The organism is Streptomyces sp. NPDC041814 (assembly GCF_055590565.1).
On record NZ_JBVJAM010000001.1, the window covers coordinates 1 to 25,386 of the forward strand.

The window sequence follows — 25,386 nt, forward strand, 5'->3', positions numbered from 1 at the left end:
TGTTAAGCACGCCGCCAGCGTTCGTCCTGAGCCAGGATCAAACTCTCCGTGAATGTTTTCCCGTAATCGGGAGACACATCACGAGAGCGGAACAAAAAGGTCGGAATATGACCCGCTGTCCACTGCGTCCTCGCTGTGTTTTGCCTACCCGATCCAAAGGATCCGGCAGGACTTTCAAAGGAACCACCAACCTGCCGAAGCAGGCCGGGGTATCAACATATCTGGCGTTGACTTTTGGCACGCTGTTGAGTTCTCAAGGAACGGACGCTTCCTTTGTACTCACCCGCAGAACATTTTCTGGGGCTTTCCTCCGGGCGCTTCCCTTCGGTCTTGCGTTTCCGACTCTATCAGACTCTTTCGTGTCCAATTTCCCGGTCGAAGCGGGTCTTTCTTTTTGCCTTTCGGCTGCCTTTCGGCGTGTCCACTACTTTAGCGGACTCTCCCGTTTACTCATAATCGAGTCAGCGGGAAGGAATTTCGGCATGCCGAAACTCGCACCCTCTGGGGTGAGTCGTAGGTAGTGGTTGGCCGCTTCAGGTCTGCGCGGCTCACGATCCGATGGACCGAACCAACAGCTGTACCCGTGTCAAGCGACTCGGACAACACTAGGGGGGCCGCCCAAGCGAGTCAAGTTGACCTGCGGCGCGGCACATGGGCCCGGTACGGGCTCACCGTGGGGTCCCCGTCGATCCAGAACCGCCAGGGGTGCGCCGCCCCGTCCCCGCCCACGCCGGTCCGCGGACCGTTCCGCACCTGGTCACGAGCGGGCGGGGTGCCGTGGAGCACGAAGAGCTCGGCGCCCTCGTGGGCAATGGCGTCGGTGCCGTCCAGCGCACGGCCGATGTCCAGGGCGGTCGCGAGGCGGGCCGGGCCTTTGGCCAGTTCCTTGTCATTACGGGCCGAAACTCGACGTTTGCGCGTCAGCTCGGCGCCCTCCAGGATCTCGCCGGCCCGCAGCAGCACCCCGCTCGCCCTGCCCTCGGGACCGCACACCAGATTCATGCAGTGCCACATGCCGTACGTGAAGTAGACGTACGCGTGGCCCGGCGGGCCGTACATCGCTTCGTTCCGCCGCGTCCGGCCCCGGAAGGCGTGCGAACCCGGGTCGATCTCGCCGGCGTACGCCTCCACCTCCGTGAGGCGCAGGGCGATCGGACCCTCCGGGGTGGCGCGGACCAGCGTGCGGCCCAGGAGGTCGGGCGCCACCTCCAGTACGGGGCGGTCGAAGAAGTCCCGCGTCAGCGGCGTACGGTCCGGGCCATCGATCATGAGGTTCGAGGTTACTGGGAACCGACTACGGTCGTCGCGCGTATGTAGGGGTCAGGACCTAGGAGGAGAAAACATGGGCTTCAAGCGACTGCTCGCGAGCATGGGTGCAGGTGGCGCCTCGGTGGAGACCGAGCTGAGCGAGGTCAACGTCGTCCCGGGCGGGGTCGTCCAGGGCGAGGTGCGGATCCAGGGCGGCTCCGTCGACCAGCAGATCGAGGGGCTCTCCGTGGGCCTTCAGGCCCGGGTCGAGGTCGAGGGTCAGGACCAGGAGTACAAGCAGGACATCGAGTTCACCAAGCTGCGCGTCGGCGGCGCCTTCCAGGTGCAGGCGGGCGCGGTGCACGTCGTGCCGTTCGGCCTGGAGATCCCCTGGGAGACCCCGATCACCATGTTCGCCGGCCAGCACCTGCACGGCATGAACATCGGCGTGACGACCGAGCTGGAGATCGCGCGGGCGGTGGACTCCGGCGACCTCGACCCGGTCAACGTGCACCCGCTGCCGGCCCAGGAGGCCATCCTCGACGCCTTCGGCCGGCTGGGCTTCAGCTTCCGCAGCGCCGACATGGAGCGCGGCCACATCCGCGGTACGCGGCAGCGGCTGCCGTTCTACCAGGAGATCGAATTCCACCCTCCGCAGCAGTACCGGGGGCTGAACCAGGTGGAGCTGTCGTTCGTCGCGGACGACCGCGAGATGGACGTCATCCTGGAGATGGACAAGAAGGCGGGTCTGTTCAGCGAGGGCAGCGACTCGTACCGCGCCTTCAAGGTCGGTCTGCACAACTTCCACGAGACCGACTGGGCGGCTTATCTGAACCAGTGGCTGGCGCAGGTCGGCGGGCAGCGCAACTGGCTCTAGGGTCGGAGGCGTCAACTGACGGAGCCGACAGAGAGGTGCTGACGTGACCGACCCGAAGAGGGCGCCGCTGCCGCACGACTTCCATCCGGAGGTTCCCTCGTTCACCGTGGTGAGCGAGGACATCGCCCCGGGGGCCGTGCTCTCCGACGCACAGGTGTACGCGGCGGGGAACACCTCGCCGCAGCTGCGGTGGGAGGGCTTCCCGGCGGAGACGAAGAGCTTCGCCGTGACGTGCTTCGACCCCGACGCGCCGACAGGCAGCGGGTTCTGGCACTGGGTGCTCTTCGACATCCCCGCGTCCGTCACGGAGCTGCCGGCCGGCGCGGGCGGCGGGAAGTTCGAGGGGCTGCCCGCCGGGGCCGTGCACGCGCGCAACGACTACGGGACCAAGGACTTCGGCGGCGCCGCCCCGCCGGCCGGGGAGAACCACCGCTACGTGTTCACCGTGTACGCGGTGGACACCGAGAAGCTGGGCCCCGACAGCGACGCCTCACCGGCGGTCGTCGGGTTCAACCTGCGGTTCCACACCCTGGGCCGGGCCCAGCTGGTCACCGAGTACGCGGAGCCCGCCGACAACGCCTGAGCACCAAAACGTCCGCGCCCGTTTGCCCTGCCCCGGTCTTGGAGAGATCAGGGCAGGGCATTTTTTAATGCGTTGTCCATCACGGCGCGCCGGGGCCAGAGTTGATCCGGGCCTGCCAGGGGGCGGCCGGCACACGGGAGGTGGGCGGGATGCGAGACACGCTGGTACTGAACGCGAGCTTCGAGCCGCTGTCGACGGTGACGCTGAACCGAGCGGTGGTGCTGATCCTTCAGGACAAGGCCGTCGTCGAGCAGTCCCACCCCGGCCTCCGGATGCGCGGCGCCGATGTGGACATCCCGGTGCCCCGGGTGATCCGTCTCTGCCGGTACGTACGGGTGCCGTTCCGAAGACAGGCGCCGTGGTCCAGAAGAGGTGTCCTGGTCCGGGACCAGCACCGGTGCGCGTACTGCGGGAAGCGGGCGAGCACTGTCGACCACGTGGTGCCGAGAGCGCAGGGCGGGCAGGACACCTGGCTCAATACGGTGGCCTCCTGCGCCGAGGACAACCACCGCAAGGCGGACCGTACGCCGGAGCAGGCGGGCATGCCGCTGCTGCGGAAGCCCTTCGTGCCGTCCCCGGCGGAGGCGATGCTGCTGGCGCTGGGGGCCGGTGACCGTTCGGCGCTGCCCGAGTGGCTGGCGCGGAGCGCGGCGTAGCCGCCGTCGCCCGACGATCTGAGCGAGGCCCGTCTTCCCGGGGGAGACGGGCCTCGGTCGTTCAGCGGAGCAGCAGCTGGACGATGGCGGCCGTGCCGACGGTGACGATGAGGGCGCGCAGGAGGGTCGGGCTGAGGCGGCGGCCGACCTTGGCGCCGATCTGGCCGCCGACGGCGGAGCCGACCGCGATCAGGACGACGGCGGTCCAGTCGAAGTCGGCGACGAAGAGGAAGAACAGCGCGGCGATGCTGTTGACGACGGCGGCGAGGACGTTCTTGACGGCGTTGAGGCGCTGCATGGTGTCGTCCACCAGCATGCCCATCAGGGAGAGGTAGATGATCCCCTGGGCCGCCGTGAAGTAGCCGCCGTAGACGCTGGCGAGGGTCAGGCCGATGTAGAGCAGGGGGCCGCCGTCGGGGTGGGCGGGTGTTCCGGTGCGGGCGCGCCGGTCCTGGACGGCCTTGCTGATGCGCGGTTGCAGGATGACCAGGACGAGGGCCAGGGCGACGAGGACCGGGACGATGGTCTCGAAGGCCGTCGAGGGCAGGGCCAGGAGCAGGGTGGCGCCGGTGAGGCCGCCGATGAGGGCGCCCACGGTGAGCTTGAGTACACGGGAGCGCTGGCCTTCGAGTTCCTTGCGGTAGCCGATCGCGCCGCTGATCGAGCCGGGGATCAGACCGAGCGCGTTGGAGACGGTGGCGGTGACCGGGGGCAGGCCGGTGGCGAGCAGGACGGGGAAGGTGATCAGCGTGCCGGAGCCGACGATCGTGTTGATCGTGCCGGCGCTGATCCCCGCGGCGAAGACGGCGAGCATCTCCCAGATGGACATGGCGTATCCCCCGTGCTTGATCGGTGCTTGCTGCACGCATCATGCACGGAGGGTGTACACGTCAGTCGACCGGGGGTTCCTCGCGTCGTTCCTGGCCTGTGTTGAAGCCGGGAGCACCGGAGCCGAGGTTGCCGAAGGCGCCGCTGAGGCCCTTGAGGGCGTCGCCGATCTCGCTGGGCACGATCCAGAGCTTGTTGGCGTCGCCCTCGGCGATCTTCGGCAGCATCTGGAGGTACTGGTACGACAGGAGCTTCTGGTCCGGGTCGCCTGCGTGGATGGACTCGAAGACCGTACGGATGGCCTGGGCCTCGCCCTCCGCGCGCAGGGCGGCGGCCTTGGCCTCACCCTCGGCGCGCAGGATCGCGGACTGCTTCTCACCCTCGGCGGTGAGGATCGCGGACTGCCGGGTGCCCTCGGCCTGGAGGATCGCGGCGCGCTTGTCGCGGTCGGCGCGCATCTGCTTCTCCATCGAGTCCTGGATGGAGGTCGGCGGCTCGATCGCCTTGAGCTCGACGCGGTTGACGCGGATGCCCCACTTGCCGGTGGCCTCGTCCAGGACGCCGCGCAGGGCCGCGTTGATCTCCTCGCGGGAGGTGAGGGTCCGCTCCAGGTCCATGCCGCCGATGATGTTGCGGAGGGTGGTGACGGTGAGCTGCTCGATGGCCTGGATGTAGCTGGCGACCTCGTACGTCGCGGCCCGGGCGTCGGTCACCTGGTAGTAGATGACGGTGTCGATGTTGACGACCAGGTTGTCCTGGGTGATGACGGGCTGCGGCGGGAAGGGCACGACCTGCTCGCGCAGGTCGATCCGGTTGCGGATCGAGTCGATGAACGGGACGACGATGTTCAGGCCCGCGTTGAGGGTGCGGGTGTACCGGCCGAAGCGTTCCACGATGGCGGCGCTGGCCTGTGGAATGACCTGGATCGTCTTGATCAGGGCGATGAAGACGAGCACCACCAGAATGATCAGGACGATGATGATCGGTTGCATCGTTTCCTCGTGCCCTTCGGTTGATGATCGTCATCGAGTCTGACAGAACGCGCCTTGGCGTGGGGGCAGTTCGGTCACATGACGACGGCCGTCGCCCCGTCGATGTCCACGACGTCCACCTGATCGCCGGGCTCGTAACTGAATCCGGGGTCGAAGGGACGCGCCGACCAGACCTCACCGGCCAGCTTGATGCGGCCGCCGCCGCCGTCCACCCGTTCCAGGACGACGGCCTGACGGCCCTTCAGGGCATCGATCCCGGTGGCGTGCACGGGCGCCCGGTCCGCGCGCTGCCGCCCGGCGATCACGCGTACCACGGCCGTCAGCGCCACGGAGACGATGACGAAGACCAGGACCTGGGCGACGATCCCGCCGCCGAGGGCCGCGACGACCGCGGCGGCCACGGCCCCCACGGCGAACATGCCGAACTCGGGCATCGCGGTCAGGACGAGCGGAATGCCCAGTCCCACCGCGCCGATCAGCCACCACACCCACGCGTCGATGTCCACGTGGTCATCGTAGGACCGTATGCCCCCTTACGGACAGGGCGCGACGGTCAACCGGCCCTAGCCGAGCGGCAGTCCGCGGGCGGTGTAGCGGTCGCCCTGGTGCTCGACCACGAGGGGCAGGCCGAAGCAGAGGGAGAGGTTGCGGGAGGTGAGCTCGGTCTCCATGGGGCCGGCGGCGAGCACCTTGCCCTGGCGGATCATCAGGACGTGGGTGAAGCCGGGGGCGATCTCCTCGACGTGGTGGGTCACCATGATCATGGAGGGCGCGTACGGGTCGCGGGCCAGCCGGCCGAGGCGGCGGACCAGGTCCTCGCGGCCGCCGAGGTCGAGACCGGCGGCGGGCTCGTCCAGGAGGAGGAGCTCGGGGTCGGTCATCATGGCGCGGGCGATCAGGGTGCGCTTGCGCTCGCCCTCGGAGAGGGTGCCGAACTTGCGGTCGAGGTACTCGGTCATGCCGAGCCGGTCGAGGAAGGCGCGGGCCCGGTCCTCGTCCACCTTGTCGTAGTTCTCGTGCCAGGTGGCGGTCATGCCGTAGGCGGCGGTGAGCACCGTCTGGAGGACCGTCTGGCGGCGGGGCAGCTTCTCGGCCAGGGCCACGCCCGCGATGCCGATGCGGGGGCGCAGGTCGAAGACGTCGGTGCCGACGCCGCCGAGGCGCTCGCCGAGGACGCTGACGCTGCCCTTGGTGGGGAAGAGGTAGCTGGACGCGATGTTGAGCAGGGTGGTCTTGCCGGCGCCGTTGGGGCCGAGGATGACCCAGCGCTCACCCTCCTTGACCGACCAGGAGACGTCGTCCACCAGAGCGCGTCCGTCGCGGACCACGGATACGTCCACCAGCTCCAGTACATCGCTCATGAGCGCGTTGTCTCCCCATGCAGTGTCGAGATCGTCGCGTGCCTGTGGGCACAGCTCCCAGGGAAAACCTACGCCACCGCGCGAGTGCGGGCGGCGCTGGGCCCGCCGTCGCGGACCCGGCCGGGCGCGACGGGACACCCCCTAGGCTGTCCGCATGCTTTCGGAACCACGTTCAGGGCTGCTGGCCGCCTGGGGGAACGCGTTGCTGGCGGGGCTCGTGTCGCCGGACGACGCCGCGCTCGCCATCGTCGGGGAGGACGCGGTGCACCGCGTCGAGGGGCTGCCGGGTGAGGCCGGCCCGGTCGGGCTGACGTTCGCCCTGGGGCGGCTGCGGGCGCTGGGGGTGAGCGGCTTCCGGGTCGCGCTTCCGGTGCCGGGGCATCCCCTGGGGCTGAGCGGTCCGGCCGATTTCAACGCCCGGGCGCTGGAGGCGGAGGAGGCCGTGGTGACCCACGGCGCCCCGTACGGGCTGGTGCCCGAGGTGCGCGAGGCGGGCCCGGCCGGCGATGTGCACGTGGACGTGGTGTGGCACTGCCTGGCGGTACGGGAGGCTCCGCCGGCCGACGTGCCCTCGCTGGGTGAGGCGGAACGTGAGCTGGCCGAGGCGCTGCGGGACGCGACGGCGCTGCTGACCCGGCTCGACGTGGCCGGTTCGGGGCCGGTGGCCGACGCGGCGGTGGACGCGTACCGGGCGCGGGCGGAGCGCGGGCGCGAGGTGCTGGCCCCGGGCTATCCGCCGCGGGCGGTGCGGGTCCTTGAGCTGGCGCAGCGGGTCGGGCTGCTGATCTCGGTGGCGTACGAGAACGGGCACGGCGGCGCGGTGAGCGCGTCGGAGATGGCGGCGCGGGGCGAGGCGCTGCGGCCGGTGGAGCGGGTGGCCCGGCGGGCGCAGGTGGCGGCGTACAACGCGTATGTGGAGGAGCGGGCGCGGTGAAGAGGGGAGCGGGCGCGTCCTCGACGGGCCCGCTCCCCCGCCTCAGCCCGCCGCTCCGTGGCGGACCGCCCAGAGCGCCGCCTGGGTGCGGTCGGCCAGGTCGAGCTTCATGAGGATGTTCGAGACGTGGGTCTTGACCGTCTTCTCGGACAGGACCAGGGCGCGCGCGATCTCGCGGTTGGACCGGCCGTCGGCGATCAGGCCGAGCACTTCCCGCTCGCGTTCGGTGAGGGTGCTCCCCCGGCCGGTGCCCGCGCCCGGCTCGTCCTGGGCGAGCAGCGCCCCGGCCACCTCGGGCTGGAGCAGGACGTGCCCGGCGTGCACGGAGCGGATGGCGCCCGCCAGGGCGTCCGGGTCGACGTCCTTGTACACGTAACCGGAGGCGCCCGCGCGCAGGGCGGGGACGACCGTGCGCTGCTCGGTGAAGCTGGTGACGATCAGCACCTTGGCCGGGTTGTCCAGCTCGCGGAGGCGGCGCAGCGCCTCGATGCCGTCGGTGCCGGGCATCTTGATGTCCATCAGTACGACGTCGGGCCGCAGCTCCTCCGTCCTGGCCACGCCCTCGGCGCCGTCGGCCGCCTCACCGACGACCTCGATGTCGTCCTGGATCTCCAGGAACGTGCGCAGGCCGCGGCGGACGACCTGGTGGTCGTCGACGAGCAGCACCCTGATGATCCTGTCAGCCACCGGGGATCTCCATCTCGATCGTGGTGCCCTTGCCGGGCGCGGATGCAACGGTGAGGCGGCCGCCGACGCCGCTCGCCCGGTCGCGCATGGAGACCAGGCCCAGGTGGCGCCCGGCCCGGCGGGTGGCGGCGGGCTCGAAGCCCCGGCCGTCGTCGGTGATCCGCAGCAGCGTGGCACCGTCGTGGCGGGTGAGGGTGACGTCGACGTGGGCCGCGTCGGCGTGGCGCAGGGCGTTGTGCAGGGCCTCCTGGGTGACCCGGAGCAACGCTTCCTCCTGGGCGGCGGGCAGGGCCCGGACGCCGGCACCGGTGAAGGTGACCCGGGCGGTGTGGGCCCGGTCGAGGACCTGGACCTGGGTGCGGAGGGTGGCGACGAGGCCGTCCTCGTCCAGGGCGGCCGGGCGGAGCTCGACGACGGCGGCGCGCAGTTCGTCCACGGCTTCGGCGGCGAGGGCGGCGACCTGCTGGAGCTCGCCCTTGGCGCGGGCCGGGTCGCGGTCGACCAGGGCGGCCGCGGCCTGGGCGGTGAGCCGCAGCGAGAAGAGCTTCTGGCTGACCGCGTCGTGCAGCTCGTGGGCGAGGCGGGAGCGCTCCTCGGCGATGGTGAGCTCGCGGCTGCGTTCGTAGAGGCGGGCGTTGGTCAGGGCGATCGCCGCGTGCTGGGCGAGGATCGAGAGCAGTTCCTCGTCCTCGGCGTTGAAGCCGCAGACACCCTCGGGCTTGGGGCACCTCTTGTTGGCGAGGAAGAGGGCGCCGATGGTCTCGTCGCCGTCCCGGATGGGCAGTCCGAGGAAGTCGGACATGTCGGGGTGGGCGCTGGGCCAGCCCTCGAAGCGGGGGTCCTTGCGGACGTCGGCGAGGCGCTCGGTCTTCCCGCCGTGGAGCATCGCGGCGAGGATGCCGTGCTGCCGGGGCAGCGGGCCGATGGCCTTCCACTGTTCTTCGCTGACGCCGTCCACGACGAACTGGGCGAAGCCGCCGTGGTCGTCGGGGACCCCGAGGGCGGCGTACTCGGCATCCAGGAGTTCGCGGGCCGAGGCGACGATCGTCTTCAGGACGTCCCGTACCTCCAGGTGGCGGCTCATGGCGAGCAGCGCGGCGCTGACGGCGGCGAGGCCGGAGGGCGGTCGGTGGCTCATGCGCCTCACCGTACCGGCGGCTTCCGAGCCCCGTATCGGGCCGGAGGCGGCCGGGTACCGGGGCGGAGGGACTAGGACCTGAGGCCGGTGCGTCGTGCGGGGCTCCGGAGAGAGTCCCGGACCCTTCCGGAGCGTCGCATTCCGCATTGCTTCAGCAACACATGGTGAGACTGTTACCCGCCCGATGTGAGGCCAGGCATAGGGCCCACGTCACTTACGAAGCCGCCTAGTGGACCGAAAAGGGCGATTTGGTGCGGGATGACCTGGGAGCGAACCCGGCAAACCGCCCACCATTCCACTACCCGGCTTCGTACGTCACACCTTTGCCACGGCATTTTGCCGCCGCTAAGAATTGAGCTCGTCCCCGACGGAGATGCGCAGTCGCTCCCGTCTTCGTCCTCCGTGAGGACCCCCCGAATTCGAAGAGGTAAGCCTGTATGTCCGCGTCCCGCTTCACCGGCCGTCTCCGCAACCTGAACAAGACCCAGAAGCTCTCCGCCGCCGGCGTCTCCGCCGTCGCCGCCGCTGCACTCTCCTTGTCCCTGGTGCCCGGTCACGCCGAGGCCGAGACCGAACCGCAGGCTCTCTCCGCCTCCCCGGTCATCTTCGACTCCGCGAGCTCCAAGCAGGCCCGGGCGATCCAGGACAGCGTCATCCAGCAGCACTCGACCGCCGAGAAGCTGGTCAAGGCCTCCGACGCCGCCAAGGCCAAGAAGGCCGCCGCGGTGAAGGAGAAGGCCGAGGCCAAGGCTGAGAAGGCCGAGAAGAAGACCGAGCTGAAGAAGAAGGCGAAGGCCAAGGCGCACTCCAAGGCCAAGTCCCACAAGTCCGAGTCGCGCTCCAGCCGCTCCTCCGCGCGTACACACCTGTACGCCAACAACCTGGACGGCTGGATCCGGGAGTCCCTCGACATCATGCACGAGAAGGGCATCCCGGGCACGTACGAGGGCCTGCACCGCAACATCATCCGCGAGTCCAGCGGCAACCCGAACGCCATCAACGACTGGGACATCAACGCCCAGAACGGCGTGCCGTCGATCGGTCTGCTCCAGATCATCAAGCCGACCTTCGACTACTACCACGTGTCCGGCACCCCGCACACGCAGTACGACCCGGTCGCCAACATCACCGCGTCGGCCAACTACGCCGCCGACAAGTACGGCTCGATCGACAACGTCAACAGCGCGTACTGATCCACCGCGATCCGTACCGCAGACGGCAGACGCCGAAGGGCGGCACCCCCACGGGGTGCCGCCCTTCGGCGCGTGTCCGGGCCGGTTACTTGCGCATGACCTCGGGCTCGTGGCGGCGCAGCAGCCGCGCGACCGCGAAGCCGCAGACGACGCCGATGAACAGCAGCACCGAGATGTTGATCCCCCACTGGCTCACCGAGTGCTCCCAGAGCGGGTCCAGGTCGGTGGGGTTGTTCTGGTCCCACGGCGGCATGAGGTGGGCGAGGTCCAGCGTCGAGCCGGCGCCCGCGATGGCCCAGCGGGAGGGCATCAGCCAGGCGAACTGCTCCAGGCCGGGCGAGCCGTACACCTGGAAGAGGATGCCGGTGAAGACGACCTGGATGATCGCGAACATGACCAGCAGCGGCATGGTCTTCTCGGCGGTCTTCACCAGCGAGGAGATGACCAGGCCGAACATCATCGACGTGAAACCGAGCGCGATGACCGTCAGGCACAGCTCGACGGCCGGCGGCATGATCAGGCCCTCTTCGGGCAGGTCGCGGGTGGCGAAGCCGATGCCGCAGATGATGACGCCCTGGAGGGCCGTGATCAGGCCCAGGACGATGACCTTGGACATCAGATACGCGGAGCGGGACAGACCGGTGGCCCGTTCCCGTTCGTAGATGACGCGTTCCTTGATCAGTTCACGTACGGAGTTGGCGGCACCGGAGAAGCACATCCCGATCGTCAGGATCAGCATGATCGTTCCGGCGTCGCCGTTGAACCTGTGCGGCGGCTTCGGCGGGGCGAGGCCGTAGTCCGACGGGATGACCACGCTGACGATGCCGAGCACCGCGGGCAGGATCACCATCAGGCCCATGAAGCCCTTGTCGGAGCCGATCACCGAGAGGTAGCGGCGCATCAGCGTCCACAGCTGCGTGCCCCAGCCCTGCGGCTTCGGCGGGCGCATCTGCTGCGGCGGCGGCATGTGCACGGACTGCACGGCGGCGGCGTCGATGTCGGCGGCGTACATCTGGTAGTGCTGCGAACCGCGCCAGCGGCCCGACCAGTCGTAGTCGCGGTAGTTCTCGAACGCCGAGAAGACGTCGGCCCAGGTGGTGTAGCCGAAGAAGTTCAGCGCCTCGTCCGGCGGGCCGAAGTAGGCCACGGCGCCGCCCGGCGCCATCACCAGGAGCTTGTCGCAGATGGCCAGCTCGGCCACCGAGTGCGTGACGACCAGGACGGTGCGGCCGTCGTCGGCCAGGCCGCGCAGCAGCTGCATGACGTCGCGGTCCATGCCCGGGTCGAGGCCGGAGGTCGGCTCGTCCAGGAAGATCAGCGACGGCTTGGTGAGCAGCTCCAGCGCCACCGAGACGCGCTTGCGCTGGCCGCCGGAGAGCGAGGTGACCTTCTTGTCCTTGTGGACGTCGAGCTTGAGCTCGGTCAGGACCTCGTGTATCCGGGCCTGGCGCTCGGCCTCGGTGGTGTCCGCGGGGAAGCGGAGCTTGGCCGCGTACTTCAGGGCGCGGGTGACGGTCAGTTCCTTGTGCAGGATGTCGTCCTGCGGAACCAGGCCGATGCGCTGGCGGAGCTCGGCGAACTGCTTGTAGAGGTTCCGGTTGTCGTAGAGGACATCGCCCTGGTTGGCGGGCCGGTAGCCGGTGAGCGCCTTGAGCAGGGTGGACTTTCCGGAACCGGACGGGCCGATGACGCCGATCAGCGACTTCTCCGGGACGCCGAACGAGACGTCCTTGAGGATCTGCTTGCCGCCGTCGACCGTGACCGTGAGGTGGCGGGCCGCGAAGGAGACGTCACCGGTGTCGACGAACTCTTCCAGCCGGTCGCCGACGAGCCGGAACGTCGAGTGGCCGACGCCGACGGTGTCGTTCGGGCCGATGAGCGCCGAGCCGGACTTGGCGAGCGGCTGGCCGTTGACGTACGTGCCGTTGTGCGAGCCGAGGTCGCGGATCTCGAAGCGGCCGTCGGGCGTCGCGTGGAACTCGGCGTGGTTGCGGGAGACCTGGAGGTCCGAGACGACCAGGTCGTTCTCCAGCGCACGACCGATGCGCATCACCCGGCCGAGCGCCAGCTGGTGGAACGTGGTCGGGCTGCGGTCCCCGTAGACCGGCGCCGCTCCCGCCGGGCCGGCGCCGGGGCCGGGCGGTGCCGGGGTCCCGCCCTGCTGCGGCACGTGCGGCTGCTGCGGCGCGGGCTGCTGCCAGCCCTGCTGCGGTGGGACGGGCTGCTGGGGGGCCGGCTGCTGCCAGCCCGGGCCACCCTGCTGGGGCTGGTGCGGCGGGGTCTGCTGCGGCTGCGCGGGCCCGGCGGCCCGGCCGCTGTAGACGTCCGCGGCGCTCAGGCTCAGCCGGGGTCCGTCGGTGGCGTTGCCCAGGTTCACGGTGGAGCCGGCCGCGATCTCCATCTGGTGGATCCGCTGCCCGTGCACGTACGTGCCGTTGGTGCTGCCGTGGTCCTCGATGAACCAACTGCGCCCGTTCCAGCTGATCGTGGCGTGCCGCCACGACACTCTGGCGTCGTCGATCGTCATGTCCCCCTGCGGGTCACGCCCCAGGGTGTACGTCCTGGACGGATCGAGCGTCCAGGTCCTGCCATTCAATTCCAGTACGAGTTCCGGCACTCCGCGCCCCACTAGTTGTCCCCCGTGTTACCCCCGTCGCAGGGAGTCTAGGGATGCTGAACATCGTGGGGAACTATTCCAGGACCAGTCCCGGATACGAAAGCCGGGCGGCCGAGGGTGACCTCACCGAGACCTGCGCGGCCAGGCGAAAGGGGACGGACCGGGTGCGGGCGCCCGGGGTGTCCGGCACTCGGGACGGGCTGCCCGCACGCGCTCGGGGACCGATACGGTGGATGCACCATGAGCGTATCCCGGCCTCCTGAGCCCGCCCTGTCTCCCGAGCCCGCCGCGTCCCGGCAGGGTCCGGACGTACCGACCCTTCTGGTGAAGATCTTCGGGAAGGACCGCCCCGGGATCACCGCGGGCCTCTTCGACACCCTCGCCGCCTACTCGGTCGACGTGGTCGACATCGAGCAGGTCGTGACCCGGGGCCGTATCGTCCTGTGCGCGCTGGTCACGGCGCCCACCGCGGGCGGGACCACCGAGGGCGAGCTGCGGGCCACCGTGCACAGCTGGGCGGAGTCGCTGAAGCTCCAGGCGGAGATCATCTCCGGCACCGGCGACAACCGGCCGCGTGGCGTCGGCCGTTCCCACGTCACGGTGCTGGGGCACCCGCTGACCGCGGAGTCCACGGCGGCCATAGCGGCCCGGATCACGTCGACCGGCGGGAACATCGACCGCATCTTCCGGCTGGCGAAGTACCCCGTGACGGCGGTCGAGTTCGCGGTGTCCGGTACGGGGACCGAGGAGCTGCGCAGCGCGCTGGCGCCGGAGGCCGCGGGCATCGGCGTGGACGTGGCGGTCGTCTCGGCGGGGCTGAGCCGCCGGGCGCAGCGGCTCGTCGTGATGGACGTCGACTCGACGCTGATCCAGGACGAGGTCATCGAGCTGTTCGCGGCGCACGCGGGCTGCGAGGCCGAGGTCGCCGAGGTGACCGAGCGGGCGATGCGCGGCGAGCTGGACTTCGAGCAGTCGCTGCACGCCCGGGTGGCGCTGCTGGCGGGTCTCGACGTCTCCGTGGTGGAGAAGGTGCGCGCCGAGGTCCGGCTGACGCCGGGGGCCCGGACGCTGATCCGTACGCTGAAGCGGCTCGGCTGCCAAGTGGGCGTGGTCTCGGGCGGTTTCACTCAGGTGACCGACGATCTGAAGGAGCGCCTGGGGCTCGACTTCGCCTCCGCCAACACGCTGGAGGTCGTGGACGGAAAGCTCACGGGCCGGGTCACCGGGGACATCGTGGACCGGGCGGGCAAGGCCCGGCTGCTGCGGCGCTTCGCCGCCGAGGCGGGGGTGCCGCTGGCTCAGACGGTGGCGATCGGTGACGGGGCCAACGACCTGGACATGCTGAACACGGCGGGGCTCGGGGTCGCGTTCAACGCGAAGCCGGTGGTCCGCGAGGCCGCGCACACGGCGGTGAACGTGCCGTTCCTGGACACCGTGCTCTATCTGCTCGGCGTCACCCGCGAGGAGGTCGAGGCGGCCGACGGCCTCGTGGAGTAGGTTCCTCCGCTCCTGAGGGAAGGGCCCCGGCACCCACCGCGAGGTGCGCGCCGGGGCCCTTCCCGTACGGGCCGCGGGTCAGTCGTTGGGGGTCCAGTACTCGGCGAGCCGGCCGACGCCGTGCTCGACGCTCTTCCAGGAGCCGGTGAACCCGACCACGGCGAAGGCGGCGGTCGGGAAGCCGCCGCGCGCCATCCGGGAGAGCGCGTCGCCCTCGCCGCTGCCGGAGAGGGCGTCGGCGAGCGCGTGCATGCCGGGGTTGTGGCCGATGACGAGCAGGTCGGCGACCTCGTCCGGGGTCTCGTTGACCAGGGTGATCAGCTCGCCGAGGGAGGCGTCGTAGAGCCGCTCCTCGTACACGGTCCGCGGGCGCTCGGGCATCTCGTGCACGGCCAGTTTCCACGTTTCACGCGTTCTGACGGCGGTCGAGCAGAGGGCCAGGTCGAAGACGATCCCGGAATCGGCGAGCTTGCGGCCCGCGATGGGGGCCTCCATGCGGCCGCGCTCGGCCAGCGGCCGCTCGTGGTCGGACTCCTGCGACCATTCCGCCTTGGCATGCCTGAGAAGGACGATCCTGCGAGATGTATCGGCGCTCATACACTTCAGCTTCGCATGAAACGCGCCAGGCGGCGCAGGGTGTTGGAGGCTTCGTGCCCCCGGGTCCGGAGGTCAGCGGGTCAGCAGCTCCACGACGTGCCGCAGCACCTGGCCGGCCGCCGATTCGCCGGTGGCGGCCTGCGCCTGGCCCGGTCCGGCGATCAGCAGCAGGAGCGCGGCGAAGGCGACGGCGGGCAGCGCGATGGCCCACCACGGCAGCCGTACGTCGACGCCGCTCGGCTCCGGACGGGTGGTGTGCGTACGGGCCGGCATGTCCGCCTCCGTGGGTGGTCGGTTCTGATACTCAGAACTTACGGAAACGGGGGCGCCGCTCCCATCCGGTGACCCACCCAGTTCACCCTGACCCTGGCCCCCTAGGGGATGGTGGTGCTAGCACCACCCCGGCGGGGGCGGGGTGTCACGGGGAGGCGATGGCGGCGATCACGCCGACGACGACCGTGATCAGCAGCATGGCTCCGAAGACGAGGAGCAGCTTCTTCTGACCGTTCTGGGGATTCGGATCGAGCACAGGTGACATGGCCCCAGTCTCGCATCTCAGGATTCGTCCTCGATCGTCCGGTCCCGGCCGGCCAGGACGCCCATGGCCATCTGCGGCACCATCAGGGCGGCCATCAGCGCGATCGGCACGCCCCAGCCGCCGCTGTGCTGGTAGAGCACGCCGACCAGGAGCGGTCCGGGGATCGAGATCAGGTAGCCGGTGGACTGGGCGAACGCGGAGAGCCGGACCACTCCGGCGCCGCTGCGGGCCCGCATACCGATCATCGTGAGGGCGAGCGGGAACGCGCAGTTCGAGATGCCCAGGAGCAGCGCCCAGGCCCAGGCACCGCCGGAGGGGGCCAGGTAGAGGCCCGCGTAGCCGGTGAGGCCACAGGCTCCGAGGAAGACGACGATCGGGCCCTGGGTGCGCATCCGGGCGGCGACGCGCGGGATCACGAAGGCGAGCGGGACGCCCATGGCCATGGTCACCGCGAGCAGAACGCCCGCCGTACCGGCCGAGACCCCGGCGTCCCGGAAGATCTGCGGCATCCAGCCCATGGTGATGTACGCCGCGGTGGCCTGGAGGCCGAAGAAGCAGGCGAGGGCCCAGGCGGTCCGGCTGCGGGTGATCCGGAGCTCCGGGGTCTGCGGCCGCGCGGCGGCGGGGCCGGCCGGGACCGGCTCGTGGGCGGTGGTCCGGTCCCGCAGCAGCGGGATCCAGGGCACGATCGCGGCGGCGGCCAGGAAGGCCCAGACACCGAGTCCGGCCTTCCAGCTGCCGCCCATCGCGTCGGTCAGGGGCACGGTCACGGCGGCGGCGAGCGAGGTGCCGAGGGCCAGGGCCATGGAGTAGAGCCCGGTCATGGAGCCGACGCGGTCGGGGAACCAGCGCTTGACGATCACCGGCATCAGGACGTTGCTGACGGCGATGCCCATGAGGGCCAGGGCGCTGGCGGCCAGGAAGCCCGCGGTGCCGCCGACCAGGGGCCGGATCACCAGGCCCGCCGTGATGGCGACCATGCCCGCGCAGACCACCGCACCGGGGCCGAACCGGCGGGCGAGGCGCGGTGCCATGACACCGAAGACCGCGAAGCACAGCGGGGGCACGGAGGTGAGGACCCCGGCGACGCTGCCGCTCATGTGCAGCCCGTCCCGGACCTCTTCGAGGAGGGCGCCGAGGCTGGTGATGGCGGGGCGGAGGTTGAGCGCGGTGAGGACGAGCCCGATCGCGACCAGGCGCAGCGTCCACGGCGAGGGGCCGGTCCGCGGTGCGGGGGCGTCGGCGCGGGTGGCTGCCGGGGCGCCGGGACTCAGGGTCCCGGTCGCGGTCTGGGGAGTCGTCTCTTCGTCACGCATGAGGCCATCATAGAATCATGGGATGATTGGTTGTCCATTCCGTCCGTCCATCGGACCCTGAGAGGATCGGGCCCATGAGAAGTTGCGACCGAGGAGCACCATGGCGCTGACGTCCCCGAGGCGTTCGGCTCTCGCCGACCAGGTGATTGCCCAGCTGAGGAACCAGATCACCACGGGCGAGTGGCCGGTGGGCTCCCGCATCCCGACCGAGCCCGAGCTGGTCGAGCAGCTGGGGGTGGCCCGCAACACGGTCCGGGAGGCGGTCCGGGCGCTCGCGCACAACGGGCTGCTGGACATCCGGCAGGGCTCGGGTACCTATGTGGTCGCCACCAGCGAGCTGGCCGGGGTGATGCACCGCCGGTTCGCCTCGGCGGACCCGCGCCACATCGCGGAGCTCCGGTCGACCCTGGAGTCCTCGGCGGCGCGGCTGGCCGCGGTCCGGCGCACCGAGCGGGACCTGAAGCAGCTGGACGCGCTGATGCGGCGGCGCGAGGAGACCTGGGCGGCCGGTGACGCCGAGGCGTTCGTGGCCGCCGACGCGACGCTGCACCTGGCCGTGGTGGCCGCTTCCCACAACGACGTGCTGACCGGGCTCTACGCGGACCTGGGCGACCTGCTGCGGGACTACCTGCGCGGCGACGTCGGCCAGGAGCTGCGGCCGGAGAACCACATGGACCACAGCCGCCTGGTGGAGGCGATCCGGGCGGGCGACGCGGAGACGGCGGCGACGGAGGCGGCGGGCCACGCGTTCAACTGCCTGGCGGACCGGGTCTAGGCTTTCGGCGCCGTGCTGTGGGTGACCCAGGCGGAGGCGACTTCCTTCCAGCAGCGGTCGGCCAGGCGCACGGTGCGCCCCGGTCCGACCGTCACCGGCCTGGAGTCCGCGTCCACGTCCCACCAGCGGGCGCACTCGGTGTGCAGCTGGACGCGGTCGGACGAGGGGTACGGGTTGTGGCAGTAGGCGACGACCCGGGAGCCCTCGACGGTCGTACGGCACTCGGAGCCGGCGGGTTCGGGGCTGGGCGCGGGCGGCGCGGCCGCACCGGCGGCGGCTCCGACGTGCCCGGCGGCGTACAGGCCGGCCGGGACGAGCAGCGCGGCGACGACCGCGCCGGAGGCCAGCAGGGAACGGGTTCGGTGAGGTGTGCGACGCACAGCGGCCTCCTCCCCACGCCTGACCGGAAGTCCGGTTCCTCCACATTCTGCGGTGGATCGTCCGGCTTTTCGACCTGAGCGCCGCCGAGGCGTACCGGACGCGGAAACGCCCGCGCACCGCCTCCGGGATTCCGGGGACGGTGCGCGGGCGGAGCGTACGGCCCGAGGTCAGGCGCCCATCATGTGCACGCCGCTGTCGACGTGGATGATCTCGCCGGTGGTCCGCGGGAAGAAGTCCGAGAGCAGCGCGACGATGCCGCGGCCGGCCGGCTCCGGGTCCTTCATGTCCCAGGCCAGCGGCGCGCGGGTGTTCCACACGTCGGCGAGCCCGTCGAAGCCCGGGATGGACTTGGCGGCCATGGAGCCCAGCGGTCCGGCCGAGATCAGGTTGCAGCGGATGCCGTCCGGGCCCAGGTCACGGGCCAGGTAGCGGGAGGTGGCCTCCAGGGCGGCCTTGGCCGGGCCCATCCAGTCGTACTGCGGCCAGGCGAACTGCGCGTCGAAGGTGAGGCCGACGATCGAGCCGCCCTCGCTCATCAGCGGCTTGCACGCCATGGCGAGCGACTTCAGCGAGAACGCCGAGACGTGCATCGCCGTGGAGACCGACTCGAACGGGGTGTTGAGGAAGTTGCCGCCGAGCGCGTCCTGCGGCGCGAAGCCGATGGAGTGCACCACGCCGTCCAGCGAGCCCAGCTCGTCGCGGACCAGGCCGGCGAGGCGGTCCAGGTGCTCCTGGTTGGTCACGTCCAGCTCGATGACCTTGGCGGGCTTGGGGAGCTTCTTGGCGATGCGCTCGGTCAGCGTGGGCCGCGGGAACGCGGTCAGGATGACCTCCGCGCCCTGCTCCTGCGCCACCTTGGCGGCGTGGAACGCGATGGACGACTCCATCAGCACACCCGTGATGAGGATGCGCTTGCCGTCGAGAATTCCGCTCATGGTGATCAGTGACCCATGCCCAATCCGCCGTCAACGGGGATGACGGCTCCAGTGATGTACGACGCGTCGTCGGAGGCGAGGAAGCGCACCGCGGCGGCGATCTCCTCGGGCTGCGCGTAACGCGCGAGCGGCACCTGGGCCACGATGCCCTTGCGCTGCTCCTCGGTGAGCACCTGTGTCATGTCGGTGTCCACGAAGCCGGGCGCGACGACGTTGAAAGTGATGTTCCGCGAGCCGAGCTCGCGCGCCAGGGACCGGGCGAATCCGACCAGACCGGCCTTGGACGCGGCGTAGTTGGCCTGGCCGGCCGAGCCGAGGAGGCCGACGACCGAGGAGATCAGGACGACGCGGCCCCTCTTGGCGCGCAGCATGCCGCGGTTGGCGCGCTTGACGACCCGGAAGGTGCCGGTGAGGTTGGTGTCGAGTACGGACGTGAAGTCCTCCTCGGACATACGCATCAGCAACTGGTCCTTGGTGATACCGGCGTTGGCGACCAGCACCTCCACGTTGCCGTGCTTCTCCTCGATCTCCTTGTAGCCCTGCTCCACCTGCTCGGGGTCCGTGATGTCGCAACGGACCGCGAGAACACCGGCTTCGGTGAGCTCGGCGGGCGGCTCGCCGGAACGATAGGTGATCGCGACCTTGTCGCCGTTGTCGGCGAAAGCGCGGGCGATGGCGAGGCCGATGCCCCGGTTTCCTCCGGTGACGAGAACCGAGCGGCTCAACGGATCACCCTTTCGTTAGCGGTCTGGTACCTCGGAAACCTATCGGTACCGTCCGCGCGGCGGGGAATCGGCCCCTGACAGCGCCTCCGGCCGGGCACTGTCGGGTTCCTACAGTCCGGGGTCCGGGCCGGCCCGGGGAAATCGTCCGTGACGGGACGCGGGCCGTGCTTCACTGCCTCGTAAACGATCCGAGGGTATGTGACCGCGAAGGAGAGCCCGCCCGTGCCCCATGAGGTAGATCAGTCGTTCCTGGCGCTTCCGCTACGGGCCCTCGCCGACGCGGCGCTCGCCCGGGCGCGGGCGCTCGGGGCGGCGCACGCCGACTTCCGGTTCGAGCGGGTGCGCAGTGCCACCTGGCGGCTGCGGGACGCCCGGCCCGCCGGGGGCTCCGACACCACCGACCTCGGTTACGCGGTCCGCGTCGTGCACGGCGGTGCCTGGGGGTTCGCCTCGGGCGTCGATCTGACGATGGACGCGGCGGCCCGGGTGGCCTCGCAGGCCGTCGCGATGGCGAAGCTGTCGGCCAAGGTGATCGCGGCGGCGGGCTCCGACGAGAGGGTGGAGCTGGCGGACGAGCCCTCGCACGGGGAGCGGACCTGGGTCTCGGCGTACGAGGTCGACCCCTTCGACGTACCGGCCGGGGAGAAGGCCGGGCTGCTCGCCGAGTGGAGCGCGCGGCTGCTGGCGGCCGAGGGCGTGGCGCATGTGGACGCCTCGCTGATGACCGTGCACGAGAACAAGTTCTACGCGGACACGGCGGGCACGGTCACCACGCAGCAGCGGGTCCGGCTGCACCCCGAGTTCACGGCCGTGGCGGTGGACTCCGCGACCGGCGAGTTCGACTCGATGCGCACCATCGCGCCGCCGGTGGGGCGTGGCTGGGAGTACCTGACCGGGACGGGCTGGGACTGGGCCGGTGAGCTGGAGCGCATCCCCGGGCTGCTGGCCGAGAAGATGCGGGCGCCGAGCGTGGAGGCGGGGACGTACGACCTCGTCGTGGACCCGTCGAACCTGTGGCTGACCATCCACGAGTCGATCGGCCACGCCACGGAGCTGGACCGGGCGCTGGGTTACGAGGCGGCCTACGCGGGAACGTCGTTCGCCACGTTCGACCAGCTGGGGAAGCTGGCGTACGGCTCGCCCGTGATGAACGTGACGGGCGACCGCACCGCCGAGCACGGGCTCGCGACGATCGGCTACGACGACGAGGGCGTCGAGGCGCAGTCCTGGGACCTGGTGAAGGACGGGACGCTGGTGGGCTACCAGACGGACCGCCGCATCGCGAAGCTCACCGGCTTGGGCCGGTCCAACGGGTGCGCCTACGCGGACTCCCCCGGCCATGTCCCCGTACAGCGCATGGCGAACGTGTCGTTGCGGCCGGACCCGGGCGGGCTCTCCACGGAGGATCTGATCGGCGGGGTGGAGCGCGGGATCTACGTGGTCGGGGACCGGTCGTGGTCCATCGACATGCAGCGGTACAACTTCCAGTTCACCGGGCAGCGGTTCTTCCGCATCGAGAACGGCCGGCTGGCCGGGCAGCTCCGCGATGTGGCGTACCAGGCCACGACGACGGAATTCTGGGGCTCGATGGAGAAGGTCGGCGGCCCGCAGACGTACGTACTGGGCGGCGCGTTCAACTGCGGCAAGGCCCAGCCGGGCCAGGTCGCGGCGGTCTCGCACGGCTGCCCCTCCGCCCTCTTCCGGGGCGTGAACATTCTGAACACGACGCAGGAGGCCGGGCGATGAGCCGCGTCAGCAAGCCGTACGAGATCGTCGAGCGGGCGCTCGACCTGTCCACCGCCGACGGCTGTGTGGTCATCGCGGACGAGGATTCGTCGGCCAATCTCCGCTGGGCCGGCAACGCGCTGACCACGAACGGGGTCACCCGGGGCCGGACCCTGACCGTCGTCGCCACGGTCGACGGCGCCGAGGGCACCGCCTCCGGTGTGGTGTCCCGGTCCGCCGTCACCACCGACGACCTGGCGTCGCTGGTCCGGGCCGCCGAGGCCGCCGCCCGCTCCGCCGGACCGGCCGAGGACGCCCAGCCGCTGGTCACCGCGGTGCCCGAGTCGCCCGATTTCACGGACGCGCCCGCCGAGACGGACTCCGAGGTGTTCGCCGCGTTCGCGCCGGCCCTCGGGGACGCCTTCGCCCGGGCCCGGGCCGGGGGGCGCGAGCTGTACGGCTTCGCCCACCACCAGATGACCTCCACCTACCTGGGCACCTCCACGGGGCTGCGGCTGCGCCACGACCAGCCGACCGGCACGCTGGAGCTGAACGCCAAGTCGCCCGACCGCACCCGTTCCGCCTGGGCGGGCCGCTCCACGCGGGACTTCAAGGACGTCGACCCGGCCGGGATGGACGAGGAGCTGGCGCGGCGGCTCGGCTGGGCGGAGCGCCGGATCGAGCTGCCCGCCGGGCGGTACGAGACGCTGCTGCCGCCGACCGCGGTCGCCGACCTGCTGATCTACCAGCTCTGGTCGTCCACGGCGCGGGACGCGGCGGAGGGCCGGACGGTGTTCTCCAAGCCGGGCGGCGGTACCCGGCTCGGCGAGACGCTGTCCCCGCTGCCGCTGACCCTGCGCAGCGACCCGCACGCGCCGGGCCTGGAGTCGGCGCCCTTCGTCATCGCGCACTCCTCCGGGGACGGGGCCTCGGTCTTCGACAACGGGCTGCCGCTGGCCCGGACCGACTGGATCGCCGACGGCCGCCTGGAGCAGCTGACGACGACCCGGCACACCGCGGCCCTTACCGGGCTGCCGCTCGCCCCGGCGGTCGACAACCTCCTCCTGGAGGGCGGGGGCGAACGGTCGCTGGAGGAGATGGTCGCCGCCACGACCGGCCGCGCGCTGCTGCTGACCTGCCTCTGGTACATCCGCGAGGTGGACCCGGCCACGCTGCTGCTGACCGGGCTGACCCGGGACGGGGTCTATCTGGTGGAGGACGGCGAGGTGGTGGGCGAGGTGAACAACTTCCGGTTCAACGAGTCCCCCGTCGACCTGCTGTCCCGGGCCACCGAGGCGGGCCGCACCGAGAAGACGCTGCCGCGCGAGTGGGGCGACTGGTTCACCCGGGCCGCGATGCCCGCACTGCGCATCCCGGACTTCAACATGAGCTCGGTCAGCCGGGGCGTCTGACCCGCCTAGACTGACACGTAAAACGTATCGCTTTAAGGAGCACTGGAACCGTGACGGACATCGTCGACGAGCTGAAGTGGCGCGGGCTGTTCGCCCAGTCCACCGACGAGGACGCATTGCGCAAGGCTCTCGCGGACGGTCCCGTCACCTTCTATTGCGGCTACGACCCCACCGCGGCGAGCCTGCACGTCGGCCATCTGGTGCAGGTGCTCACGATGCGCCGGCTCCAGCAGGCCGGGCTGCGGCCGCTCGCCCTGGTGGGCGGGGCCACCGGCCAGATCGGTGACCCCCGGCCGACCGCCGAGCGCACGCTGAACGACCCGGAGACCATCGCGCGGTGGGTGGCCCGGCTGCGTTCGCAGATCGAGCCGTTCCTGTCCTTCGAGGGCGAGAACGCCGCGGTCATGGTGAACAACCTGGACTGGACCGCGGGCATGTCCGCGATCGAGTTCCTGCGGGACATCGGCAAGCACTTCCGGGTCAACAAGATGTTGACCAAGGAGTCCATCGCCCGCCGGCTGGAGTCCGACGAGGGCATCAGCTACACCGAGTTCAGCTACCAGCTGCTCCAGAGCATGGACTTCCTGGAGCTGTACCGCCGCTACGGCTGCACCCTCCAGCAGGGCGGCAGCGACCAGTGGGGCAACCTCACGGCCGGCCTGGACCTGATCCACCGCCTGGAGCCGGGCGCCGAGGTGCACGCGCTGGCGACGCCGCTGATGACGAAGGCGGACGGCACCAAGTTCGGCAAGTCGGAGGGCGGGGCCGTCTGGCTCGACGCGGAGATGACGACGCCGTACGCCTTCTACCAGTTCTGGCTGAACGTGGACGACCGGGACATCTCGCGTTACATGCGCATCCTGAGCTTCCGGACCCCGGCCGAGCTTGAGGAGCTGGAGAAGGTCACGGAGGAGCGCCCGCAGGCGCGGACGGCGCAGCGCGCGCTTGCCGAGGAGCTGACGACGCTCGTGCACGGGGCGGACCAGTGCGCGGCGGTCGTCGCCGCGTCGAAGGCCCTGTTCGGCCAGGGGGAGCTGGGCGAGCTGGACGAGGCGACGCTGGGCGCCGCACTGTCCGAGGTGCCGCACGCCCGGGTCACCGAGCTGGGCCCGCTGGTGGACCTGCTGGTGGAGGCCGGTCTGGCCCCGAGCAAGTCGGGGGCGCGGCGCACGGTCAAGGAGGGCGGCGCCTACGTGAACAACGTGAAGGCCGTCGACGGCGAGGCGGTCCCGGCCCGCGAGGAGCTGCTGCACGGGCGCTGGCTGGTGCTGCGCCGGGGCAAGAAGAACCTGGCGGCGATCGAGGTCACGGCCGGCTGAGCCGTACTCGTACCGCAGGACAGCGGCCGGGCGCGCGTGGTGCGTGCCCGGCCGCTGTCGTCGCTTCCGGCGGTTTCAGGTGCGCTGTCTGTTGCCGCGCAGCGAGGCGTACAGCATGTCGCCGACACCGACCACCACCACCGCGCCGATGAGCTGGAGCACATGGCGTGTCCAGTCGATGCCCTTGGTGTCATTGACGCCGATCCACGTGGCGACAGCATTTCCGAGGATGCTGCCGATCATGCCGCAGATGACCGTCAGCCAGAGGGGGATCTGCTGCTTGCCCGGCAGGATCGCCTTGGCGATCAGTCCGAGCACCAGGCCCACGATGATTGCCCACAACCAGCCCATGCTGCCTCCTTGAGCGACGCGGTGTCGCGCATGTCCCGCCCAGTCTCGGTGCAGTGGCGGTGCTCCGCACGTCGTGCGGGTCCGTGCGGGCCGGTGAGCGGAATGTACGCATACGGCGCGCCCCGGTCTCGTACGGGGAGAAGGCCGGGCGTAGCGTAGGAGCGGCCGGTCCGGGTCCGGGGAAGGTTGGTGGGGACGTGGTGCGCAAACAGGGTGGTGCGGAGGTCTTCCGGATCACGGGCGCCCGGCAGGGGCTCGCCGAGGACGTGCGCGGCAGACAGCGCCGCTATGTGATCTCGATGAGCGTGCGCACGGTGTCGGTGGTGGCCGCCGCGCTCCTGTGGAACGTGGAGCGGCACATCGCGTTCGTGGCCCTGGGCCTCGGGGTGCTGCTGCCGTACGTCGCCGTCGTCATCGCCAACGCGGGCCGCGAGACCAGCCCGGCGCTGCCGTCGACGTTCGTCCTGCCGCCCCAGTCGTACCCGGCTCTCGAAGCCGGTGCGGCGACGCCCTCACCGCAGTCCGGACGCGATTTCCGGTCTTCGGATGGGCCGGAGCACAACTGAGCCCAGGACGGGCCCAAGCTCAAGAAAAGCTCAGATCAATCATGAAGTTCCGGTGCACTGCGGCAGGGTGTGCGTGACATACTTTGTAGGCGCTCCGCATCCCCCGTCGGAGCGACGGACCGACGCCGGGCAGCT

Annotated in this window: 27 protein-coding genes; 11 read left to right on the forward strand and 16 right to left on the reverse strand. The window is 70.6% G+C overall.

Annotated features, from left to right (window positions below; translation table 11 throughout):
- Positions 1-627: 627 nt before the first annotated feature.
- Positions 628-1,269, reverse strand: a complete 642-nt coding sequence (locus tag ACZ6C6_RS00005; protein ID WP_469197483.1) for a DNA-3-methyladenine glycosylase — start codon at positions 1,267-1,269, stop codon at positions 628-630.
- 73 nt (positions 1,270-1,342) lie between these two features.
- Between ACZ6C6_RS00005 and ACZ6C6_RS00010 the strand changes: the two genes are divergently transcribed.
- The 3 genes from ACZ6C6_RS00010 to ACZ6C6_RS00020 all read left to right on the forward strand — a co-directional run bounded on the left by ACZ6C6_RS00010 (position 1,343) and on the right by ACZ6C6_RS00020 (position 3,364).
- Positions 1,343-2,125 (forward strand): sporulation protein, encoded by a 783-nt coding sequence (locus ACZ6C6_RS00010; RefSeq protein WP_469197485.1) that lies wholly within the window; start codon positions 1,343-1,345, stop codon positions 2,123-2,125.
- 43 nt (positions 2,126-2,168) lie between these two features.
- Entirely contained in the window at positions 2,169-2,708 is a 540-nt protein-coding gene (locus ACZ6C6_RS00015) for a YbhB/YbcL family Raf kinase inhibitor-like protein (protein WP_469197487.1), read from the forward strand.
- Between the two features lie 149 nt (positions 2,709-2,857).
- The gene (locus ACZ6C6_RS00020) at positions 2,858-3,364 is read left to right on the forward strand and encodes an HNH endonuclease (protein WP_073968443.1); all 507 of its coding nucleotides are present in this window, start codon (positions 2,858-2,860) and stop codon (positions 3,362-3,364) included.
- A gap of 61 nt (positions 3,365-3,425) precedes the next feature.
- Here the strand turns inward: ACZ6C6_RS00020 and ACZ6C6_RS00025 are convergent, their stop codons facing one another.
- From ACZ6C6_RS00025 to ACZ6C6_RS00040, 4 genes are all read right to left on the reverse strand, one after another.
- Positions 3,426-4,193 (reverse strand): sulfite exporter TauE/SafE family protein, encoded by a 768-nt coding sequence (locus tag ACZ6C6_RS00025; protein ID WP_469199247.1) that lies wholly within the window; start codon positions 4,191-4,193, stop codon positions 3,426-3,428.
- 61 nt (positions 4,194-4,254) lie between these two features.
- Entirely contained in the window at positions 4,255-5,184 is a 930-nt protein-coding gene (locus ACZ6C6_RS00030) for an SPFH domain-containing protein (RefSeq protein WP_365685898.1), read from the reverse strand.
- A 74-nt stretch (positions 5,185-5,258) separates the two neighbouring features.
- Positions 5,259-5,690, reverse strand: a complete 432-nt coding sequence (locus ACZ6C6_RS00035) for an NfeD family protein (protein ID WP_469197490.1) — start codon at positions 5,688-5,690, stop codon at positions 5,259-5,261.
- A 57-nt stretch (positions 5,691-5,747) separates the two neighbouring features.
- On the reverse strand, positions 5,748-6,545 hold the full coding sequence (locus tag ACZ6C6_RS00040) for an ABC transporter ATP-binding protein (protein ID WP_469197492.1): 798 nt from the start codon (positions 6,543-6,545) through the stop codon (positions 5,748-5,750).
- Positions 6,546-6,699: 154 nt separating this feature from the next.
- Between ACZ6C6_RS00040 and ACZ6C6_RS00045 the strand changes: the two genes are divergently transcribed.
- Positions 6,700-7,479, forward strand: coding sequence for a hypothetical protein (locus ACZ6C6_RS00045; protein ID WP_469197494.1), 780 nt, complete (start codon positions 6,700-6,702; stop codon positions 7,477-7,479).
- 42 nt (positions 7,480-7,521) lie between these two features.
- Here ACZ6C6_RS00045 and ACZ6C6_RS00050 read toward each other — a convergent pair whose 3' ends face one another.
- Both ACZ6C6_RS00050 and ACZ6C6_RS00055 read right to left on the reverse strand, forming a co-directional pair.
- Positions 7,522-8,166, reverse strand: coding sequence for a response regulator (locus ACZ6C6_RS00050; protein WP_469197496.1), 645 nt, complete (start codon positions 8,164-8,166; stop codon positions 7,522-7,524).
- Complete coding sequence (locus ACZ6C6_RS00055) at positions 8,159-9,304, reverse strand: GAF domain-containing sensor histidine kinase (RefSeq protein ID WP_469197497.1); 1,146 nt, start codon at positions 9,302-9,304, stop codon at positions 8,159-8,161. Before ACZ6C6_RS00055 ends, ACZ6C6_RS00050 begins: the two co-directional genes overlap by 8 nt.
- Before the next feature lie 437 nt (positions 9,305-9,741).
- Here ACZ6C6_RS00055 and ACZ6C6_RS00060 point away from each other — a divergent pair, with 437 nt between their 5' ends.
- A complete protein-coding gene (locus ACZ6C6_RS00060; protein ID WP_469197500.1) occupies positions 9,742-10,497 on the forward strand; it encodes a transglycosylase SLT domain-containing protein in 756 nt (251 codons plus the stop codon).
- 85 nt (positions 10,498-10,582) lie between these two features.
- Here the strand turns inward: ACZ6C6_RS00060 and ACZ6C6_RS00065 are convergent, their stop codons facing one another.
- On the reverse strand, positions 10,583-13,126 hold the full coding sequence (locus ACZ6C6_RS00065; RefSeq protein WP_469197501.1) for an ABC transporter ATP-binding protein/permease: 2,544 nt from the start codon (positions 13,124-13,126) through the stop codon (positions 10,583-10,585).
- Positions 13,127-13,354: 228 nt separating this feature from the next.
- On the opposite strand from ACZ6C6_RS00065, the gene serB reads away from it, so the two are divergent.
- The gene (gene serB, locus ACZ6C6_RS00070; protein ID WP_469197503.1) at positions 13,355-14,611 is read left to right on the forward strand and encodes a phosphoserine phosphatase SerB; all 1,257 of its coding nucleotides are present in this window, start codon (positions 13,355-13,357) and stop codon (positions 14,609-14,611) included.
- 78 nt (positions 14,612-14,689) lie between these two features.
- On the opposite strand, the gene ACZ6C6_RS00075 is transcribed toward serB, so the two are convergent.
- The 4 genes from ACZ6C6_RS00075 to ACZ6C6_RS00090 form a co-directional block, all read right to left on the reverse strand.
- Positions 14,690-15,208 (reverse strand): SixA phosphatase family protein, encoded by a 519-nt coding sequence (locus ACZ6C6_RS00075; RefSeq protein ID WP_469197505.1) that lies wholly within the window; start codon positions 15,206-15,208, stop codon positions 14,690-14,692.
- 72 nt (positions 15,209-15,280) lie between these two features.
- Positions 15,281-15,481, reverse strand: coding sequence for a hypothetical protein (locus ACZ6C6_RS00080; RefSeq protein ID WP_469197507.1), 201 nt, complete (start codon positions 15,479-15,481; stop codon positions 15,281-15,283).
- Positions 15,482-15,626: 145 nt separating this feature from the next.
- Complete coding sequence (locus ACZ6C6_RS00085) at positions 15,627-15,737, reverse strand: SGM_5486 family transporter-associated protein (RefSeq protein WP_260697003.1); 111 nt, start codon at positions 15,735-15,737, stop codon at positions 15,627-15,629.
- Between the two features lie 26 nt (positions 15,738-15,763).
- Positions 15,764-17,062 carry a CynX/NimT family MFS transporter gene (locus tag ACZ6C6_RS00090; protein WP_469197509.1) on the reverse strand — a complete coding sequence of 433 codons (1,299 nt, stop codon included), beginning with the start codon at positions 17,060-17,062 and terminating at the stop codon, positions 15,764-15,766.
- Positions 17,063-17,162: 100 nt separating this feature from the next.
- Between ACZ6C6_RS00090 and ACZ6C6_RS00095 the strand changes: the two genes are divergently transcribed.
- A complete protein-coding gene (locus ACZ6C6_RS00095; protein ID WP_469197511.1) occupies positions 17,163-17,837 on the forward strand; it encodes a FadR/GntR family transcriptional regulator in 675 nt (224 codons plus the stop codon).
- Here the strand turns inward: ACZ6C6_RS00095 and ACZ6C6_RS00100 are convergent.
- The 3 genes from ACZ6C6_RS00100 to fabG form a co-directional block, all read right to left on the reverse strand.
- Positions 17,834-18,217, reverse strand: a complete 384-nt coding sequence (locus tag ACZ6C6_RS00100) for a hypothetical protein (protein WP_469197513.1) — start codon at positions 18,215-18,217, stop codon at positions 17,834-17,836. The genes ACZ6C6_RS00095 and ACZ6C6_RS00100 overlap by 4 nt on opposite strands.
- 168 nt (positions 18,218-18,385) lie before the next feature.
- Entirely contained in the window at positions 18,386-19,153 is a 768-nt protein-coding gene (gene fabI, locus ACZ6C6_RS00105; protein ID WP_073864775.1) for an enoyl-ACP reductase FabI, read from the reverse strand.
- 5 nt (positions 19,154-19,158) lie between these two features.
- The gene (fabG, locus tag ACZ6C6_RS00110) at positions 19,159-19,878 is read right to left on the reverse strand and encodes a 3-oxoacyl-[acyl-carrier-protein] reductase (RefSeq protein WP_469197515.1); all 720 of its coding nucleotides are present in this window, start codon (positions 19,876-19,878) and stop codon (positions 19,159-19,161) included.
- A 222-nt stretch (positions 19,879-20,100) separates the two neighbouring features.
- Between fabG and ACZ6C6_RS00115 the strand changes: the two genes are divergently transcribed.
- From ACZ6C6_RS00115 to tyrS, 3 genes are read left to right on the forward strand one after another with little or no spacing between them, the layout of a single operon-like run.
- The gene (locus ACZ6C6_RS00115) at positions 20,101-21,624 is read left to right on the forward strand and encodes a TldD/PmbA family protein (RefSeq protein ID WP_469197517.1); all 1,524 of its coding nucleotides are present in this window, start codon (positions 20,101-20,103) and stop codon (positions 21,622-21,624) included.
- Positions 21,621-23,015: a metallopeptidase TldD-related protein gene (locus tag ACZ6C6_RS00120; RefSeq protein WP_469197519.1), complete on the forward strand. Its 1,395-nt coding sequence runs from the start codon at positions 21,621-21,623 to the stop codon at positions 23,013-23,015. The genes ACZ6C6_RS00115 and ACZ6C6_RS00120 overlap by 4 nt, the downstream gene beginning before the upstream one ends.
- Positions 23,016-23,065: 50 nt before the next feature.
- Complete coding sequence (tyrS, locus tag ACZ6C6_RS00125) at positions 23,066-24,334, forward strand: tyrosine--tRNA ligase (protein WP_469197521.1); 1,269 nt, start codon at positions 23,066-23,068, stop codon at positions 24,332-24,334.
- A 75-nt stretch (positions 24,335-24,409) separates the two neighbouring features.
- Here tyrS and ACZ6C6_RS00130 read toward each other — a convergent pair whose 3' ends face one another.
- Positions 24,410-24,685: a GlsB/YeaQ/YmgE family stress response membrane protein gene (locus ACZ6C6_RS00130; RefSeq protein ID WP_383298628.1), complete on the reverse strand. Its 276-nt coding sequence runs from the start codon at positions 24,683-24,685 to the stop codon at positions 24,410-24,412.
- A gap of 197 nt (positions 24,686-24,882) precedes the next feature.
- On the opposite strand from ACZ6C6_RS00130, the gene ACZ6C6_RS00135 reads away from it, so the two are divergent.
- A complete protein-coding gene (locus ACZ6C6_RS00135; RefSeq protein WP_469197523.1) occupies positions 24,883-25,251 on the forward strand; it encodes a DUF3099 domain-containing protein in 369 nt (122 codons plus the stop codon).
- The last annotated feature ends 135 nt before the right edge of the window (positions 25,252-25,386 follow it).